This is a genomic window from Sphingopyxis sp. RIFCSPHIGHO2_12_FULL_65_19, from assembly GCF_001830555.1.
GTDB lineage: Bacteria > Pseudomonadota > Alphaproteobacteria > Sphingomonadales > Sphingomonadaceae > Sphingopyxis.
Map to the genome: position 1 here is coordinate 228 of NZ_MIAM01000024.1, position 16,752 is coordinate 16,979.

Annotated in this window: 15 protein-coding genes; 8 read left to right on the plus strand and 7 right to left on the minus strand. The window is 65.4% G+C overall.

Translation table 11 applies throughout. The annotated features are described in order from the left end of the window. From A3E77_RS07460 to A3E77_RS07475, 4 genes are all read left to right on the plus strand, one after another. Positions 1 to 468: sulfotransferase family protein (locus A3E77_RS07460; RefSeq protein WP_293644628.1), on the plus strand; the 468-nt coding region annotated here is incomplete at its 5' end. A gap of 140 nt (positions 469 to 608) precedes the next feature. Next, complete coding sequence (locus A3E77_RS07465) at positions 609 to 3,392, plus strand: TonB-dependent receptor (protein WP_293644630.1); 2,784 nt, start codon at positions 609 to 611, stop codon at positions 3,390 to 3,392. A gap of 4 nt (positions 3,393 to 3,396) precedes the next feature. Further along, positions 3,397 to 4,725 carry an APC family permease gene (locus tag A3E77_RS07470; protein WP_293644632.1) on the plus strand — a complete coding sequence of 443 codons (1,329 nt, stop codon included), beginning with the start codon at positions 3,397 to 3,399 and terminating at the stop codon, positions 4,723 to 4,725. 247 nt (positions 4,726 to 4,972) lie between these two features. Beyond that, the gene (locus tag A3E77_RS07475; protein ID WP_293644634.1) at positions 4,973 to 6,949 is read left to right on the plus strand and encodes an AAA family ATPase; all 1,977 of its coding nucleotides are present in this window, start codon (positions 4,973 to 4,975) and stop codon (positions 6,947 to 6,949) included. Here A3E77_RS07475 and A3E77_RS07480 read toward each other — a convergent pair. Both A3E77_RS07480 and A3E77_RS07485 read right to left on the minus strand, forming a co-directional pair. Next, positions 6,923 to 8,545: a phytoene desaturase family protein gene (locus A3E77_RS07480; RefSeq protein WP_293644637.1), complete on the minus strand. Its 1,623-nt coding sequence runs from the start codon at positions 8,543 to 8,545 to the stop codon at positions 6,923 to 6,925. The genes A3E77_RS07475 and A3E77_RS07480 overlap by 27 nt on opposite strands. After that, complete coding sequence (locus A3E77_RS07485; protein ID WP_293644639.1) at positions 8,542 to 9,708, minus strand: aromatic ring-hydroxylating oxygenase subunit alpha; 1,167 nt, start codon at positions 9,706 to 9,708, stop codon at positions 8,542 to 8,544. The genes A3E77_RS07480 and A3E77_RS07485 overlap by 4 nt, the downstream gene beginning before the upstream one ends. Before the next feature lie 33 nt (positions 9,709 to 9,741). Here A3E77_RS07485 and A3E77_RS07490 point away from each other — a divergent pair, with 33 nt between their 5' ends. Beyond that, positions 9,742 to 10,332, plus strand: a complete 591-nt coding sequence (locus tag A3E77_RS07490; RefSeq protein ID WP_293644641.1) for a TetR/AcrR family transcriptional regulator — start codon at positions 9,742 to 9,744, stop codon at positions 10,330 to 10,332. On the opposite strand, the gene A3E77_RS07495 is transcribed toward A3E77_RS07490, so the two are convergent. The 3 genes from A3E77_RS07495 to dapB all read right to left on the minus strand — a co-directional run bounded on the left by A3E77_RS07495 (position 10,333) and on the right by dapB (position 13,369). After that, a complete protein-coding gene (locus A3E77_RS07495; protein ID WP_293644643.1) occupies positions 10,333 to 11,706 on the minus strand; it encodes a M20/M25/M40 family metallo-hydrolase in 1,374 nt (457 codons plus the stop codon). It lies immediately after the preceding gene. 272 nt (positions 11,707 to 11,978) lie between these two features. Next, on the minus strand, positions 11,979 to 12,635 hold the full coding sequence (gene nth / locus A3E77_RS07500; RefSeq protein WP_293644645.1) for an endonuclease III: 657 nt from the start codon (positions 12,633 to 12,635) through the stop codon (positions 11,979 to 11,981). Positions 12,636 to 12,640: 5 nt separating this feature from the next. After that, positions 12,641 to 13,369 (minus strand): 4-hydroxy-tetrahydrodipicolinate reductase, encoded by a 729-nt coding sequence (gene dapB / locus A3E77_RS07505; protein ID WP_293644647.1) that lies wholly within the window; start codon positions 13,367 to 13,369, stop codon positions 12,641 to 12,643. Between the two features lie 124 nt (positions 13,370 to 13,493). Between dapB and A3E77_RS07510 the strand changes: the two genes are divergently transcribed. After that, a complete protein-coding gene (locus A3E77_RS07510; RefSeq protein ID WP_293644649.1) occupies positions 13,494 to 14,198 on the plus strand; it encodes an NAD-dependent deacylase in 705 nt (234 codons plus the stop codon). Here A3E77_RS07510 and tadA read toward each other — a convergent pair. Further along, the gene (tadA, locus tag A3E77_RS07515; protein ID WP_293644651.1) at positions 14,195 to 14,650 is read right to left on the minus strand and encodes a tRNA adenosine(34) deaminase TadA; all 456 of its coding nucleotides are present in this window, start codon (positions 14,648 to 14,650) and stop codon (positions 14,195 to 14,197) included. The genes A3E77_RS07510 and tadA overlap by 4 nt on opposite strands. Positions 14,651 to 14,790: 140 nt before the next feature. On the opposite strand from tadA, the gene rpmB reads away from it, so the two are divergent. Beyond that, entirely contained in the window at positions 14,791 to 15,084 is a 294-nt protein-coding gene (rpmB, locus tag A3E77_RS07520; RefSeq protein WP_105999446.1) for a 50S ribosomal protein L28, read from the plus strand. Between the two features lie 37 nt (positions 15,085 to 15,121). Here the strand turns inward: rpmB and A3E77_RS07525 are convergent, their stop codons facing one another. Further along, positions 15,122 to 16,120: an esterase-like activity of phytase family protein gene (locus tag A3E77_RS07525; RefSeq protein WP_293644653.1), complete on the minus strand. Its 999-nt coding sequence runs from the start codon at positions 16,118 to 16,120 to the stop codon at positions 15,122 to 15,124. A 161-nt stretch (positions 16,121 to 16,281) separates the two neighbouring features. Here A3E77_RS07525 and A3E77_RS07530 point away from each other — a divergent pair, with 161 nt between their 5' ends. Then, entirely contained in the window at positions 16,282 to 16,683 is a 402-nt protein-coding gene (locus A3E77_RS07530; protein WP_293644655.1) for a glycine zipper 2TM domain-containing protein, read from the plus strand. Positions 16,684 to 16,752 lie beyond the last annotated feature (69 nt).

Below are 16,752 nucleotides of genomic sequence, written 5' to 3' on the forward strand. Positions count from 1 at the left end.
TTCATCCGTCTGATCCTGCCGAACGCGAAAATCATCGACGCGCGCCGCCATCCGCTCGACTGCTGTTTTTCCAATTTTCGGCAACATTATGCGAAGGGGCAGGCCTTCAGCTACGGCCTCGCCGACGTCGGCGGCTATTATCGCGATTATGTCCGCCTGATGGCGCACATCGACGCGGTGCAGCCCGGCCGCGTCCATCGCGTGATCCACGAAGCCTTGCTCGATGATCCCGAAACCGAAGTGCAGGCGATGCTGGCCTTTCTGGACCAACCGTTCGAGGCCGCCTGCCTGGCCTTTCACGACAATGCGCGCGCGGTGCGAACCGCGTCGAGCGAACAGGTCCGCCGCCCGATCAACCGCGACGGCGTCGGCCAGTGGCGGCCTTATGAAGACTGGCTCGACCCGTTGAAGCAGTCGCTCGGCCCGGTCCTTCGCGCTTATCCGGCCGTGCCCGCCGACTTCGGCTGATCGCGCGCGACAAAACGTTGCCTTTCGGCAACAGCAGACGACATTTTCGACCAACGACCGCTGCACCGCACAACAAGGCTTGCGCTTGCCCGGCGCCGCGTCATTCTCACGTCACATCACTGTCATGTGAGGGGGATTCCATGCAGAAGCTATCGGCGATATTGACCAAAAGCGGGGCTGTCCTGCTCGGCGGCACGATCCTGTGCACGTCGGGAACGGCGCTGGCCCAGCAAAGCGACACCAACGACGACCGCGACATCGTCGTCACCGCATCGAAGCGCGAGGAAAATCTGCAGGACGTGCCGCTCGCGATCACCGCGATCGGGACCGAACGGCTCGACGAATTGCAGGTCAAGGAATTCCAGGACGTCGTCAAATTCCTGCCGTCGGTGACGATCCAGACGCTCGCGCCGGGCTTCAGCCAGGTTTATTTCCGCGGCGTCGCGTCGGGCGAAAATGCCAACCATTCGACATCGCTGCCGACCGTCGGCACATACTTGGACGAAATGCCGATCACGACCATCCAGGGCGCGCTCGACATCCATGCCTATGATCTTGCGCGGGTCGAGGCGCTCGCGGGGCCGCAAGGCACGCTTTATGGCGCCAGCTCGATGGCGGGGACGATCAAGCTCGTCACCAACAAGCCCGACACCAGCGGCACCTATGGATCGGTCGGCCTGGAACTCAACAGCGTGTCGCGCGGCGGCGTCGGCGGGGTCGCCGAAGGGTTCATCAACGCCCGGATCAGCGATCGCGCGGCGCTGCGCCTGGTCGGCTGGTATCGCCACGACGCCGGCTATATCGACAATATTGCGGGCACCCGCGTCTATCCGATCAAGCAATATGTCGGCGACGATCTTGTCGACCTGCCCGGCGACGACATCACGCAGACCAACGCCGGCCTGGTCGAAAAGGACTATAATACGGTCGATACCTATGGCGCGCGGCTCGCGCTCGGCATCGAACTCGATGACGACTGGACGATCCGGCCGACACTGATGGGCCAGATCCAGAAAGCCGACGGCAGCTTTGCCCAGGAACGGTCGAGCGCGGTGACGCGCAGCCTGCAAACGGTGCAGTACAACCCCGAACGCAGCGACGACAAATGGATCCAGGCGGCGCTGACGATCGAGGGCAAGATCGGTAACTGGGATCTGACCGTCACCGGCGGCCACCTGCGCCGCAAGACGCTGACCGACAGCGACTATTCGGACTATGCCTATTTCTACGACGCGCTCTTTGGCTCGGCGGTCTATCTTTACGACAATGCGGGCGACCAGATCAGCCCGAACCAATATATCGAGGGCATCGACCGCTATCGCCGCAACTTCGGCGAAATTCGTGTCGCCTCGCCCGCCGACGCGCGCATCCGCTTCATCGGCGGCCTGTTCTACCAGCGCCAGTCGCACAATATCGAACAACATTATATCGTCGACAATCTGTCCGACGATTTGCAGGTGCCGGGCACCGTCGACAATATCTGGCTGACCAAACAGCTGCGCGTCGACCGCGACTATGCCGCATTCGGCGAACTCAGCTTCGACATCACCGAAAAGCTGACGCTGACCGGCGGCGACTATTCGGACTATGCCTATTTCTACGACGCGCTCTTTGGCTCGGCGGTCTATCTTTACGACAATGCGGGCGACCAGATCAGCCCGAACCAATATATCGAGGGCATCGACCGCTATCGCCGCAACTTCGGCGAAATTCGTGTCGCCTCGCCCGCCGACGCGCGCATCCGCTTCATCGGCGGCCTGTTCTACCAGCGCCAGTCGCACAATATCGAACAACATTATATCGTCGACAATCTGTCCGACGATTTGCAGGTGCCGGGCACCGTCGACAATATCTGGCTGACCAAACAGCTGCGCGTCGACCGCGACTATGCCGCATTCGGCGAACTCAGCTTCGACATCACCGAAAAGCTGACGCTGACCGGCGGCGGTCGTCTCTACAAATTCGACAACAGCCTTGTCGGCTTCTTCGGCTATAACAACCCTGGATACAGCAGCAATCCGGTCTATGCCTGCCAGGGGCCGGCGGTCGTCGACGGCTCGCCCTGCACCAACCTCGACAAACGGACGAAAAAGACCGACTTCATCCACAAGCTGAACCTGACGTACAAGTTCACCGACGATGTGATGATGTATGCGACCTGGTCGCGCGGTTTCCGTCCCGGCGGCATCAACCGGCGCGGCTCGTTGCCGCCCTATGGTTCGGACACGCTCGACAATTATGAACTGGGGTGGAAGACCAGCTTTGGCCCGGTCCGCTTCAACGGCGCGGTCTATCAGGAAGACTGGAAGAATATCCAGCTGTCCTTCCTGGGCGCCAACGGCCTCAGCGAAGTCCGCAACGCCGGGATCGCGCGCATCCGCGGGGTCGAGGCCGACGTCAGCTATCGGGCAGGCGGCTTCTCGCTCGGCATGGGCGCAAGCTACAATGACGCGACGATCCGCCGCGACTTCTGCGCGATCGCCAATGCCGATTTCGACTGCACCACGCCCGGCAATGCCCTGCTCGCACCGTCGGGGTCGCGCCTGCCCGTCACCGCCAAGTTCAAGGGCAACGCCGTCGCGCGGTATGAATTCCCGATCAGCGGCCTGGACGGTCATGTCCAGTTCGCGGTCAATCATATCGGCAAGCGGCGATCCGACCTTCGCACGCTCGAAAACGACATTGTCGGCAATTTCAAATCCTACACGACCGCCGATGTCAGCATCGGGGTGAAGGGCGAAGGGTGGGATGCCGAATTGTTCGCCACCAATTTGTTCAACAGCCGCGGGGTGATCAACAGTGCGGTCCAATGCGGCGAAACGGTTTGCGGCGATGCCGATGGCGGGACTGCGGGCGGCGGGGTCTTCTATGACAATGTCATCCGCCCGCGCCTGATCGGGATCAAGGTCAGCAAGGATTTCTGACCGGGTGACCGACACCATGACCAGCAACGAAAGGCCGGGCCAAAAGCTCGGCCTTTTGATGTGCATTGCGCTCGGCATGGGCAATATGATCGGGTCGGGGGTGTTCCTTCTCCCGCGCGACCTTGCCCCGCTCGGCTGGAACGCGGTCATCGGCTGGGGCGTGTCGATCGCGGGGACGCTCTGCCTGGCCGTCGCGTTCGCAAGACTCGCCAAAAGATTGCCCGAAGGATGCGCCGCGTTCACCTATGCCGCCGCCGCATTCGGTCCCGGCACGGGCTTTATCGTCGCATGGAGCTATTGGATCAGCTGCTGGACCGTCGTCGCGACGCTCGCGGTCGCGGCGATCAGCAACCTGTCGATCCTGGTGCCCTGGCTGGGGGAAACGGGCGCGGCATCCGCGTGGATCGCGATCGGCTGCATCTGGTTCTTCACGCTCGTCAACCTGTTCGGCGTTCGCCGCGCGGGCGGTGCGCAGCTGCTGACCCTCGGGCTCAAACTTATCCCGGTCATCGGCGCGGTGCTGGTCGGCGCCTGGGCGCTCGGCACCGGCGCGGCGCCCCCGCCGACAATGGCCGCGACCGATCCGGTCAGCCTGTCGGGCGTCAGCGCGGCGGCGACGCTGACGCTGTTCGCGCTGCTCGGCTTTGAAAGCGCCTGCGTGGTCAGCGACCGGGTGAAAGACCCCGAACGCACGATCCCGCGCGCCACGATCATCGCGGCCGCCGCGACCGGGCTCCTCTATCTCCTGTCGTGCACGATGGTCACGCTGATGGTGCCGGTCGATGTCCTGCGCGATTCAAACGCGGCCTATGCGACCTTCTTTTCGCGGCTGGTCAGTCCGGGGGCCGGGCAGGTGGTGGCGCTTTTTGCCGCCATCGCCGCGCTCGGCGCGCTCAACGGCTTCGTCCTGCTGCAAGGCGACATTCCGCGCGACCTCGCCCACCGGCGCTTGCTTCCCGCCGCGTTCGCGCGCGACAATAAATTCGCATCCCCCTGGATCACCCAGATCGTGTCGAGCGGGCTCGCGAGCCTGATCGTCTACGCCAATTATTCGCGCGGGCTCGCCGATCTCTTCGCCTTCATGGTCAAGGTCACGACCTCGACCGCGATCATCCTCTACATCGTCGGCTCGCTCGCGGCGCTGTGGCTGGAACGCCAGGGCGCCATCAAGGTTTCGGCCGGTTTCGTCGCGGCAACGGTTGCGGGCTTCGTTTACAGCTGCTGGGCCTTTTACGGCGCGGGGGTCGAGGCCAGCCTGTGGAGCCTCGCGATGACTGCGGCGGGCCTGCCCATCTATCTCGCGATGCGCCGGCAAAGCGTCGCCGCGGGCTGACCGTCTTGCAAAATCGCGCGGAAGTGCCTAACGGCGCCACGCACCTGCCCGGAATCGGGCTTATCGGAGACGCAAAGTGTCGGAACGCCAGAACCATCGGGGCTTGATACCCTGCGGCGTCCGCCCGCTGTCGTAGCGCGTTTTTCCTGACGCGGTGCGCCCGCTGGCGGCGCCGCAAATATATTCCACCATCAGGATTTTCGCCGGCAGGCGCAGTGCGTCTGCGCGCCGGCCGCAGGCAGCTTTTATGTTGTACGACAGTCATTGGGCTCGTGCGCTCGCGCGGGCCATCGCCCGGGATCATCCGGGCCGAAGCAAGGCCGGGCGCGCGCTGCTCGGCTGGGCCCGGACGCGCGCAAGCCAGTTCGGGTTGACGGAAAAAACGATCGATCGCGCCATGCTGCTCGCGGGTCCGCAAGCGGCGCCCGAAGGCGCGGTCGCGGACGACAGCCTTGCGAAGGCGAACCGGCTGGCCGACGCGCTCGACCTCGCCGCCGAAGAGCGTGCGCTCCTGCTGCTCGCGACCGCAATGGAGCGCGGGCCGCTGACCCGCAGCCTCGCCCGGCTGGTCGAAAGCGAGGCGCTGGACATGGAGGCGCTGGTGAGTGCGCTCACCGGCTTCGCCCCGCATGCGATCCGCAGCGCCGACGTGGTGCGGCTCGATCTCGTCGGCCGCTGGACGAACAAGGAAGGCAAGGTCGAATTGGGGCTGTGCTGGGCGTTCGAGCGGCTGCTCGACGCGCGCGCGGGACAGCATGAAAACCTGATCGACGGCCTGTTGGGTCGTCGCCAGACGGCGCGCCATGCGCTGGAGGATTTTCCGGCGCAGCGCCACGAGGCCGAGCTGGCGGTCGCGCTGCTGCGCGGCGCGATCGAGCGCGGCGCGCGCGGGATCAACATTCTGATCCACGGCCCGCCGGGCACCGGCAAGACCGAGCTGGCGCGCACTCTTGCCGCGACGCTGGGCGAACCGCTCCACGCCGTGGGCGAAGCCGACAGCGACGGCGAGGAGCCCAGCCGTTTCGACCGCATCGCCGCCTTGCGGTTAGCCCTTCGCACGCTGGAAAAGCGCGGGCGCGCGCTGCTGCTGTTCGACGAGATGGAGGATATGCTGGGCGACGCCCGCATCGAACACAATGGCCGCGTTCGCAAACGCGCGGGATCAAAACTGTTCGTCAACCGGCTGGTCGAGGACAATATCGTCCCCGTCATCTGGACCTCGAACTGCATCGCCGACCTCGACCCCGCGATCCTGCGTCGTTTCAGCCTCTCGATCCGCATGGACTTCCCCGGATCGGGGCACAGCCCGGCGATGCTTGCGCGCGTCAGCGCCGAAGAACAGGTGACGGTCGACCCCGCGCTCCAGGCGCTCGCAGCGACCGCACCCGAAACCGCGTCGTTGTTTCGCGTCGCGGCCCGCGCGGCGGCGCTCGCCGGCGATCCCGCTGCGGCGAACCGTTTTGCCGGGTCGATCCTCGGCGCGATGCGCGGCGAGCCGGTCGAGGCGCAGGCGACGCGCCCGTTCGACGAACGGCTGCTCGCCGCCGACATCGACCTTCCCGCCTTGTTCGCAAGCCTCGCGCGCGCCGATGCCCCGGCCGACTTCTCGCTGCTGCTCACCGGGCCGCCGGGGACGGGCAAGACCGAAGCGGTGCAGGCGCTTGCGCGCCAGCTTGGGCGGCCGCTGCACGTCAAGCGCGCGTCCGATCTCATGTCGAAATGGGTCGGGGAAACCGAAAAGGCGATCGCCGCGGCTTTCGCCGACGCGAAGCGGCACGGTGCGATGCTCTTCTTTGACGAGGTGGATTCGCTTCTTGCCGACCGCGGCGGCGCGACCCGCGGATGGGAGGTGAGCCAGGTCAACGAGCTGCTGACGTGGATGGAGGCGCACCCCCTGCCCTTCGCCGCAGCGACCAACCATGCCGCGAAGCTCGACCCCGCCGCGGCGCGGCGCTTCGTCTTCAAGGTCGGGATGCGGTCGCTCGATGGTGCGCGCGCGCGGCGCGCCTTCGCGCATTTCTTCGGGCACGAAGCCCCTGCGATGCTCGATCGTCTCGACGGCCTGACGCTTGGCGACTTCGCGGTCGTCGCGCGGCAAATGCGCTTTGTCGGAACGGCCAGCGATGCCGCGCTGATCGAGCGGCTGCGGCGCGAACGGATGACGCGTCCGGCGCCGCCGCAGCCGATGGGGTTCGGTTCAGACGCGCCACTTGGGTGCGAATAACCCCCGATCGCGCAGGATCACCTGGGCGGCATTATGCCCCGGCGCGCCGGTGACGCCGCCGCCGGGATGCGTGCCCGCGCCGCACATATAAAGGCCCTTCACCGGCCCGCGATAGCCGCCAAGCCCCAGCACGGGGCGCGCCGCCCACAGCTGGTCCAGGCTCATATTGCCGTGCATGATGTCGCCGCCGACCAGCCCGAATTTCCGCTCCAGCCCCTTGGGCGACAGGCGCGTCTGGGCAATGATGCTCGCGCGGAAGCCGGGGGCGTGCTTTTCGACGGTGTCGATGATGCAGTCCGCGGCGGCCTCTTCCTCATCGTCCCAGTCGCGGAGAGTCCCGTCTTCTTTGGCGGGCAGCTCGGGCGCGAATTGCTGGCAGAAGAGGCTGGCGACATGCTGCCCCGGGGGCGCGAGGCTGTCGTCGACGGTCGAGGGGATCAGCATCTCGACGATCGGCGCCTTCGACCAGCCATGCTGTTTGGCGTCGAGGAAGGCGCGGTCCATATAGTCGAGCGTCGGGGCAAGAATGATCCCCGATTGGTGATGCTCGCCGGGTTCGGGCAGGCAAGTAAATTTTGGCAGTTCGCTGAGCGCGACGTTCATGCGGAAGGTGCCGCTGCCCGCCTTGAAGCCCTTGATCCGGCGCTCGTGACCCGCGGGCAGGTCGCTCGCGTCCATCATCCGCTCATAGAGCAGCTTGGGTCCGACATTCGCGATCACACGCGCCGCGGCGATTTCCTCCCCGCCGACCAGCTTCACGCCCACGGCCTTGCCGCCATCGACCAGCACTTTCGCGACCGGGCTTTCGAGGCTGATTTCGACACCATGATCGCGGCAGACCTTTGCCATGATCTCGGTGATCTTGCCCATGCCGCCGACGCTGTGGCCCCACGCCCCTTTCTTGCCGTTCACCTCGCCAAAGACGTGGTGGAGAAGGACATAGGCGCTGCCCGGCGTGTCGGGGCTGGCATAATTGCCCACGACCGCGTCGAAACCGAAGGCGGCCTTGACCGCCTCGCTCTCGAACCAGCTGTCCAGCATCGTGCGCGCCGATTTGGTGAACAGGTCGAGCACGTCGCGCTGCTGTTCGAGGCTGAGCGTGGCAAAGCGCCGCCCTTGCCGCGCGCCGTCGAGCAGGGTGCGCAGCCCTTCGCCGACGTTCGGCGGCACGCGTAGCGCCAAGTCGCGGAGCAGTTCGGCAACATTTTCGAGCGCGTCATAATATTGCGGAAGCACCGCGGCATCGCGAGCCGAAAATTTGCGGAATTCGGCCTGCGTGCGCTCCAGCCCGCCGCCGAGTTTGAGGTAGCCGCCATCCTCCTGCGGCAGGAAATTGCTGATCGGCCGCTCGATGACGCGATAGCCATGATCGGCGAGCTTCATGTCGGCGATCACCTTGGGCTGGAGCAGGCTGACCGTGTAGCTCGCGACCGAATTGCGAAAGCCGGGGGCGAACTCCTCGGTCACGGCAGCGCCGCCGACGACGTCGCGCGCCTCGACGATCCGCACCTTCAGCCCCGCTTTGGCAAGATAGAAGGCACAGACGAGTCCGTTGTGGCCGGCGCCGATAATCAGCGCGTCATAGGCTTTGGTCATTTTTTGCTCCAACCGGCGGCGGGCGCGTGCTCGAGCCGCGCCTCGGGAATGATGTCGCGCATCCGCGCACAGAAATGCTTGAGACAGACTTCCTTGTCGCTGAGCGGCCCCATCGAAAAGCTTTTCGACTGCATGCCCATCTGGACGCGCGTGATCAGTTCGGTGTCCTCGGCATTGACCTGGCGATTGATGCGCCAGTTGAGGTAGCGCGCGGCCTTCATCTCACGCCGCTCGTCGGGAAGGACGTAGGAAATCTCGCGGATCAGGCAGCTTGTCGGCCCGGTCGGCAGCCATTGCATGAAATCGACCTGATCGGGATAGATGTCGAACGCGACATTGGGCCACAGCTTGAAATAGAGCCAGTGCCGCTGGTTGGCTTCGGGCAGGTGCTCGGCGCGCGGCAACAGCCGTTGATACATCCGTTCCGACCAGTTCACCGACGGCCGGTCGATCAAATCGCCCCACATGCGATCGACCCGGTCCTCGGCCTCGACGCCATAGCTTTTGCCGAACAGCCGCGTCAGGCCGGGGTGCGCGACGGGGATGTGAAGGCCGTCCGAATAATTGTCGCCGACATTCTTCCAGTTCACGTCGCGCGGGCGCAGCGTGACGCGGCCCAGCGCGCCAAGTTCCTCGAAACGATAGGGTTCGACCATCGCCTCATATGGCGCCATCATCGACGCGACCGACGGACCGCCATCATCGTCGAACCGCACGAACCAGAAACCGCGCCATTGCTCCAGCCCGACGGCGACAAGCCCCGCCCGCCCCTTGTCGAGCGTCGGGTAGCTCGCCGAATCGGGCACGCCGGTCAGCCGCCCGTCGAGTTCATAGGTCCAGGCATGATAGGGGCAGACGAGTTTTTTCGCGCAGCCGGCGGCGCCGTCGACAAGACGCGACCCGCGGTGGCGGCAAACATTTGTGAAAGCGCGCACGGCCCGGTCGGCGCCGCGCACCAGGATCACGCTTTCACCGCAATAATCGATGCTGTGCCAATCACCGACATTCGGGATGTCGCTGTCGTGACAGACGACCTGCCAGCTCGGCCGGAAAATCCGTTCGATTTCCGCCGCATGAAAATCGGGGTCGGCGTATGTCCAGGCAGGCAGCGACCAGCCGTCGAGGGGGTCAGGGTGCGAATCGCGAATGGGTGCAGTTGCCATGGCTCGTTCCTTGTTATACAACCGTATAACAATATGCAGCCCGCTCGCCAAGCCTTTACGCGCGAAAGTGCCGACGCCCGCCGCGCCGACCTGATCGAGGCGACGGCCGCGGTGTTGGCCGAACAGGGGCTGGCCGGGACCAATGTCCGGGCGATCTGCGCCCGGGCGGGGGTCTCACCGGGACTGCTGCGCCATTATTTTGGCGGGATCGACGATCTGATCGCCGCGACCTATCAGGCAACAAGCGACCGAATGGACGCGATCTTCGCGGCGGCGGTGGATGCGGCGGGGGCCGATCCGCGCGCGCGGCTGGCCGCCTATCTGACCGCCAGCTTCCGGCCTCCCGTGACCGACCCCGAACTGCTCGGCGCATGGACGGCCTTTTGGGCCCTTGCACGCAGCGACGCGCGGATGGCGGCCATCCATGCCGAAAGCTACGCCGGTTATCGCGGCCGGCTTGGCGAATTATTGGCCGCGTGCGGCGCATCGGACGCCCCGCGGCTGGCGATCATGCTGACCGCGATGGTCGACGGGCTATGGCTGGAATTGTCGCTCGATGCCGCCAGCTTCGGGGCGGAAGCGGCGGTCCAGATGGTCGAGCGCGCGGTCGGCGCGCTCATCTGATTATTTCGACAGGTCGCGCAGCAGGCTATCCCAATGGCCGAGCGCCGGTGCAATCGCATCGACCGGCACCCGTTCGTTCAGTCCATGGGCAAAGCTGTCGCTAGCCTTTGAAAAAAGGCCCGCGACGCCATAGCTCGGGACGCCCACGATGCGGAAATGATAGCTGTCGGTCGCGCCCGCGCTCATCGACGGGATGATCGGCAGCCCCGGCGCGCGGGCATGAACCGCTTTCGTCACCGCCGCCATGACATCGGGCCGCAACGGCGATGCGTCGCTGGCGCTCGCGTCGGGATCGCTATGCACCTTGATCGCTGGGTCGGCGATGACCTTCTCCAACTCGGCGCGCACCGTTTCGACGGGCACGCCGGGGAAAATGCGGCAGTTGATGTTCGCCGTTGCCCGTTGCGGAAGCGCATTTTCGGCATGGCCGCCCTTAACCAATGTCGGCACGCACGTGGTGCCGATCTGGCCGACATATTCGGGGTCGGAACGGATTTTGGCAATCGCCGCGGGGTCGGCCGGATTGGCGGCGAAGGCTTTCAGCGCCGCGCCGATGTCGCCGCCGACCTGATCGGCGACGATCGGCATGCCGATCTTGGTCAGCTCATTCTGCTGCGGTTGGAAACGATAGGCGCCGACCTTCGCCAGCGCGGCCGACAGCTGGACGATGGCGTTGACGTCCGACGGGCGCGAACTGTGGCCGCCGGGGTTGGTCACTTCGAGCATGAAATCGGCATAGGTTTTTTCGCCCGCCTGCAACCCGTAATATTGGGGCTTGCCATCCTCGCCGATCAGACCGCCGCCGCCGTCGCCGTTCAGCGCAAATTCGGCGCCCTTATATTTTGCGGCGAGCGCGCGCGTCGTGATCATCGCGGTTTCTTCGTCGCCCGACAGCAGCAGGATGATCGAACGCTTGGGCTTGAAGCCATCCTGCTTCAGCTGCGCCATCGTCGCGACCATCATCGCGACATCGAACTTGTTATCCTCCGACCCGCGGCCGAAAATATACCCCCCTTCCTCGACCGGAACGAAGGGGTCGCGCGTCCAATCCTTGGGGTCCGCCTCGACGACGTCCATATGGCCCAGCAGCACGATCGGCTTCTGCTTTGTCGTGCCGTGGAGCGTCGCCGCAAAGGTTGCGGTTTCGCCGATGGGGGTGATCTCGATATCGCTGTCGGCATAGCCCGCGGCTTTCAGCACGCTCGCATAATAGGCCGCGAGCTTGGGCACCTGTCCGCGCCCCTCGACAGTCGGGATCGCGATGCTGTCTTTCAGGATCTTCTTCGCGGTTTCGGCGTCGGCCGGCTTGGCGTGGACGGGCGCGGCGGCGAGCAGAGCGGCGGCGAGGGCGAGCAGAGCGGTATGGTTGCGCATGGACGCGGACTATGGCGCATCGTCGGCCGGCGTCAATCGTCGAGGCCAAAAGCCGCGATCGCTGCGACGAATATCGGCTAGCGACCGGAAGCGGCCGCTCTTCTCCCCTCCCGCTTGCGGGAGGGGTCGGGGGTGGGCATCGAAAGTGCGATGGCCCACCCCGCTGCGACTAGCCAGCAAGCTGGCAAGTCTCGCTGCCCCTCCCGCTTGCGGGATGGGATGGTCACGTACTTCCTAAATGGCCGCTCCCCACCCCATTGCAGCCGTTCCCATCACACGGCCTTCTTCGCCTTCGGCGCGGGCGTCTTGGGCTTGTATCGGCACAGGTCGGCGACCGGGCAGCGCCAGCATTCGGGCGTGCGGGCCTTGCAGATATAGCGGCCGTGGAGGATCAGCCAGTGGTGCGCGCCGACGCGGAAGGGCGCGGGCGTGTCCTTTTCCAGCTTTTTTTCGACCGCCAGCACCGTCTTGCCCGGCGCCAGCCCGGTGCGGTTGCCGACGCGAAAGATATGCGTATCGACCGCGAAGGTTTCGGCCCCGAACGCGCAGTTCATCACGACATTGGCGGTTTTGCGCCCGACGCCGGGCAGTTCGACGAGCGTGTCGCGGTCGGCGGGGACGTCGCCGCCGAAGTCGCGGACAAGGATTTCGGAGAGCGCGATGACGTTTTTCGCCTTGGCGTTGAACAGCCCGATCGTCTTGATATGCTGCTTCAACCCCGCCTCGCCCAGGTCGACCATCTGCTGCGGGGTTTTCACATCCTCGAACAACCGCCGCGTCGCCTTGTTCACCCCGACGTCGGTCGCCTGCGCCGACAGCACCACCGCGACGAGCAATTGATAGTCATTGCCGAATTGCAGCTCGGTCTCGGGACTCGGATTGAGTTCGGCAAGGCGGCGGTAGAACTCGAAAATATCGGCCTTTTTCATCGCCGTTACGACAGTCCCAGCACCTGTGGCATGGTGTAGCGTTCGGGCTTCTGGTTCAGCAACCACAGCGCCGCGCGCACGGCACCGCGTGCGAATATCATGCGGTTCTCGGCGCGGTGCGACAGGGTGATCATTTCTTCGGGGCCGGCAAAAATCACGTCATGGTCGCCCGCGACGGTGCCGCCGCGCAGGCTCGCAAAACCGATCTTGCCGTGGCCGCGCGCGCCGGTCAGGCCGTCGCGGCCGCGTTCTGAACAGGTGTCGAGGTTGATCCCCCGCCCCTCGGCGGCGGCCTGTCCCAGCAGCAATGCGGTGCCGCTGGGCGCATCGACCTTCATCCGGTGATGCATTTCGAGCACCTCGATATCATATTCCGGGTCGAGCCGGGCCGCCGCCTCGCGCACCAGATGCGCAAGCAGGGTCACGCCGAGCGAGGTGTTGCCGGTCTGGAGCACCGCAATGTCGCGCGCCGCATCGTCGATCAGATAATGGTGGCGTTCTTCCAGCCCGGTGGTGCCGATGACGATCGGTTTGCGCGCCGCGACGCACGCGTCGAGCGTCGCCTCGAGCGCGGCGGGCGAGGAGAAATCGACGAGCACGTCGCTCTCGCTCGCCAGCTTTACGACATTGCCGCCGCGATCGACGCCGCAATGACGCTGTCCCGCTTCGGATATGGCGGCGGCGAGCGCGACGCCCATCCGCCCTTCGCTGCCGATAATGCCGATGCTGGTCATGCTGCGTCCCCTTGCCTTCGCTCCCCCCTTAGCCCTTCGCATCGCGCGAAGTCGAGACGCCCGTCGGCCGCCACGGCGCCAGCGCGTCTCGACTTCGCCCGATCCAAACGGATAGAGAGGCGGAATGAGCGAAATCCATAACATCGTCATCCTGACCGGCGCCGGCGTATCGGCCGAAAGCGGGATCGACACGTTCCGCGACGGCGGCGGGCTGTGGGAACAGCACCGCGTCGAGGATGTCGCGACCCCCGAAGCCTTTGCCCGCGACCCCGACCTGGTCCTGCGCTTTTACGATATGCGGCGCGCGGCGATCCAGACCAAGACGCCGAACGCGGCGCACGACGCGCTGGCGCGGCTCGATGCCCAGTGGCCGGGCGAACTGCTGATCGTCACGCAGAATGTCGACGACCTGCACGAACGCGCGGGGGCCAGGCGGTTGATCCACATGCACGGCGAACATCTGAATGCGTGGTGCACCACCTGCGACACGCGCAGCCCGTGGGCCGGCCCGCTGCTGGACCGGCCGGAATGTCCGGCATGCGGCGTGACGGGCCATCTGCGTCCCGATATCGTCTGGTTCGGCGAAATGCCGTACCGGATGGACGACATTTATCATGCGCTGAACCGCGCTGACCTGTTCGTGTCGATCGGCACGTCGGGCGCGGTCTATCCCGCCGCGGGTTTCGTGCGCGAGGCCCGCGCATCGGGCGCGCGCACGCTCGAACTCAATATGGAGCCAAGCCAGGGCAGCCACTGGTTCGACGAGGCCCGCCACGGCCCCGCGACGCGGCTGGTGCCGCAATGGGTCGACCAGCTGCTGCAAAGCTAGCGCCGCGCGGCGAAGAAATCCCGGAGCAGTGCCGACGCCTCGCCGTCGCCGATGCCGTCATAGATTTCCGGCCGGTGATGAATCGTGGGCTGGGCAAAGATGCGCGGGCCGTGGACGACGGCGCCGCCCTTGGGGTCGTCGGCGCCATAATAGAGCCGCGCGATGCGGGCATGCGCGATCGCCCCGGCGCACATCGCGCACGGCTCCAGCGTCACATAAAGGTTGCAGCCGTCGAGTCGCTCGTTGCCGAGCTTCGCCGCCGCGGCGCGAATCGCGACGATTTCGGCATGCGCGGTCGGGTCGTGCGATTCGCGGGGGCGGTTGTGACCTTCGGCGATAATCGCGCCATCCTTGACGATGACCGCGCCGACGGGCACTTCGCCCCATTCCGCAGCGATGCGGGCAAGATCGAGCGCACGGCGCATGGGTTCGGGGAGCGGAAATGCGGCCATAAATGCGCCCTATTCGCTTGACGAATCTCCGGCAAGCCGATAAGCGCGCGCCTTTCCCGGCTCACTCCGGTCCTGTTCTGCCCGTTTTTCGGGAAGTGCCCGGACGCCGATCCGAAATTTTTTTGACGAGGACGAAGACCATGTCGCGCATCTGCGAACTGACCGGCAAGGGCCGCCAGGTAGGCCACAATGTCAGCCACGCCAACAACAAGACCAAGCGCACCTTTCTGCCGAACCTGCAGAATGTGACCTTGCTGTCGGACGCGCTCGGCAAGGGCGTGAAGCTGCGCGTGTCGACGCACGGCCTGCGCACGGTCGAACATAATGGCGGTCTCGACAACTGGCTGCTGAAGGCCGGCGACGACCAGCTTTCGGCCAGCGCCCGCAAGGTGAAGAAGGAAGTCGCGAAGAAGCTGGCCGAAAAGGCCGCTTAAGCGCTTTCGCATCGCCGAAGCAATCAGGCGGCCGGGCTTACCGGGCCGCCTTTTTGCTGTCCGGCATCTTTCGCGGCGGCAGGGCCGTCAGCTCGAATTGCAGCAACAGGCTGCGCTGCCAGACATTGAAATTGTCGTCGGCGACAAGCCACAGCCAAATGCGGCCATCCTCGACCGCAATCGCCGCTCCTTCGTAATTTTCTGCCAGCGGCTTGGGCACACGGCCGATCGTCCGCGACCGCACGACGGCGTCTTTTGCGATATCCGCAGGATCGACGATGGCGAGGATCGTGGTGAACACGGGGTTGAAGCCGAGCCGTCGATGCACGAGCAGGATTCGCCCGTCGGGCAGCGTCGCAGCATCGCTGACCAGCCCACGGCCCGCCGAATCATAATAGAAACGAATCGGCACGGAGCCAGCGGCCGCCGGATCGCCGGTGTAGATCAGCCCCTCGCGACCCCGCGGATCATGGTCGGCATCCTCCGAAAAAATGACCGTCCGCCCGTCGGCAAGCCGCGCCATGGCCTCTGGGCCGCGATTCCGGGGCCAGCGCGGCCTGGGCAATTGCTGGCGCGATTCGATGTGCGAAAGCCCGGCATCGAGACGCCAGATCTGGTTGACCACCTCGAGCGCGACCCACGCCTTGCCGCTCGCAGCGTCGATGAACATGGCTTCGGTGTCGGCCGCCGCCTTGCGTGCGGGGCGGCCGTCGATCGTCGGCAGCGCGCGAATCCGGACCGACGACACCGCCCCGCGCGAATCGAGCGCAAGCCGGGTCGAATAGCCATTGTCGCCGATCAGCAGAAACTGCCCCGGCGCGGTGCGGGCCAGCGCGGAGAAGCCCCCGAATCGGTCGTGGGGGCTGACAAGACGCCAGCCACGGACAAAGCGCATGCTGCCGCTTTTTTCGGGAGCGAAGGCCAGCGGGCGCGAAACGGCGCTCTGCGTCATATCGTCCTGCGGATAGCGGATGACGGTGCCCGGAACCGGGCCCAGGGCCAGGAAGATCAGGGCGGCAAGGAGCAGGCGGCGCATCGCGGTGGGGGTAGGGCGGCGGCGGCAGAAAGGAAAGCGGCTCACCGCAGAAAGCTGAACATCAGCCAACAACCATGTTCAGGCTTCGCTCAATGCGAATCGGGCAAAACCTCTTCATCGACACTGCCCAGATGGGCCCAAGACGACGAAGGAGAACGACAATGAAAAAGATGGTGACCCTCTCGATCGCCGCCCTGATGTCCACCGCGACGCTGGGGATGGCGGCTCCCGCCGCGGCGCAGAACGGCTATTACGACCGTGACGGCTATTCGAGCTATTACAGCGGCTATGACCGCGACGATCGTCGCTATGACCGCCGCGACTATCGCCGGGACAACCGCCGCGATTACCGCAACAATCGCAATTATTACCGCGGTGACCGCCGCAATTATCGTCAGTGCGACAAGGGCACCGGCGGCACCGTGATCGGTGCGATTGCAGGCGGCCTTGCTGGTCACGAAATCGCCGGCCGCGGCGACCGCACGGTCGGAACGATCATCGGCGGCGCAGTTGGCGCGATCGCCGGCCGCGCGATCGACAAGGGGAATGACGGTTGCCGTTAAGAGGCAGTCCCGACCCCCAATAATTTCCTCTCCCCTTATCCCCCGTCCGGCCCCGCGCCGGGCGGGGTT

Bases quoted from the DNA above. Each gene is read 5' to 3' on its own strand.
- A3E77_RS07530 (WP_293644655.1), top strand. From the start codon at position 16,282: ATGAAAAAGATGGTGACCCTCTCGATCGCCGCCCTGATGTCCACCGCG.
- tadA (WP_293644651.1), bottom strand. From the start codon at position 14,650: ATGGCCGCATTTCCGCTCCCCGAACCCATGCGCCGTGCGCTCGATCTT.
- A3E77_RS07495 (WP_293644643.1), bottom strand. From the start codon at position 11,706: ATGCGCAACCATACCGCTCTGCTCGCCCTCGCCGCCGCTCTGCTCGCC.
- A3E77_RS07480 (WP_293644637.1), bottom strand. From the start codon at position 8,545: ATGACCAAAGCCTATGACGCGCTGATTATCGGCGCCGGCCACAACGGA.
- dapB (WP_293644647.1), bottom strand. From the start codon at position 13,369: ATGACCAGCATCGGCATTATCGGCAGCGAAGGGCGGATGGGCGTCGCG.
- A3E77_RS07525 (WP_293644653.1), bottom strand. From the start codon at position 16,120: ATGCGCCGCCTGCTCCTTGCCGCCCTGATCTTCCTGGCCCTGGGCCCG.
- nth (WP_293644645.1), bottom strand. From the start codon at position 12,635: ATGAAAAAGGCCGATATTTTCGAGTTCTACCGCCGCCTTGCCGAACTC.
- A3E77_RS07510 (WP_293644649.1), top strand. From the start codon at position 13,494: ATGAGCGAAATCCATAACATCGTCATCCTGACCGGCGCCGGCGTATCG.
- rpmB (WP_105999446.1), top strand. From the start codon at position 14,791: ATGTCGCGCATCTGCGAACTGACCGGCAAGGGCCGCCAGGTAGGCCAC.
- A3E77_RS07490 (WP_293644641.1), top strand. From the start codon at position 9,742: ATGCAGCCCGCTCGCCAAGCCTTTACGCGCGAAAGTGCCGACGCCCGC.
- A3E77_RS07475 (WP_293644634.1), top strand. From the start codon at position 4,973: ATGTTGTACGACAGTCATTGGGCTCGTGCGCTCGCGCGGGCCATCGCC.
- A3E77_RS07465 (WP_293644630.1), top strand. From the start codon at position 609: ATGCAGAAGCTATCGGCGATATTGACCAAAAGCGGGGCTGTCCTGCTC.
- A3E77_RS07485 (WP_293644639.1), bottom strand. From the start codon at position 9,708: ATGGCAACTGCACCCATTCGCGATTCGCACCCTGACCCCCTCGACGGC.